The 616-nt window shown below is 64.3% G+C and carries 1 protein-coding gene and 1 pseudogene; one reads left to right on the forward strand and one right to left on the reverse strand.

The features are described 5' to 3' along the window. Positions 1-55: 55 nt before the first annotated feature. The gene (locus OQK_RS01345; protein ID WP_443216326.1) at positions 56-427 is read left to right on the forward strand and encodes a response regulator transcription factor; all 372 of its coding nucleotides are present in this window, start codon (positions 56-58) and stop codon (positions 425-427) included. Positions 428-432: 5 nt separating this feature from the next. Here the strand turns inward: OQK_RS01345 and OQK_RS28965 are convergent. Then, positions 433-616, reverse strand: a pseudogene (locus OQK_RS28965) (TetR/AcrR family transcriptional regulator); the annotation flags it as partial.

Here is a 616-nt window from a genome sequence, read left to right on the forward strand (position 1 = left end):
CTTCGCCTGGCCCATCGAGCCTGTCGTGAGCGGCCCGGCGGGTCGCCCGACGGCGATCGAGAACACTCGACCGACGATTGTCTGCATCGTCGATGACGACGCGTCGGTGCGCAAAAGCCTGTCGAATCTGCTGCGTTCGGTCGGTTATCGCGCGCAGGTTTATGCCAGTGGCGAAGCGTTTCTCGCCGAAGCCGACTTCCCCGAAATCGCCTGCCTGCTGCTGGATCTGCGCATGCCCGGCCTGTCCGGCATCGACGTGATGCGCCAGCTGCCGCGACAGTTTCCGGTGATCTGCATGTCCGCCCATTGGGACGAGGCGGCGCTGGCTGAGTCCGGGCATTACCAGGCGTTTGAATGCCTGTGCAAACCCTTCGAAGAAGAGGTTTTGCTGGCGGCACTCGACAAGGCCCTGCACCGCCAGCACTGATCGCTTCAGCTGTCCTGCGTGTCTTGTTCCGCAGTTTCGATCGCGGGCAGCGACTCAGTCATCGAAGCGTGACACACCGCCAGAATCTCATCGGCCAGCGCCGAGTCATCCGGGCAGGCGCGCGACAGCATGATCGCCCCGACGGCGCGGGCCAGCAGGTCGATCATCCGGGTTCGGCCCTCACCTTGC

It is taken from the genome of Pseudomonas sp. R62 (assembly GCF_000257605.1).
GTDB classification, from domain to species: Bacteria; Pseudomonadota; Gammaproteobacteria; order Pseudomonadales; family Pseudomonadaceae; genus Aquipseudomonas; species Aquipseudomonas atacamensis.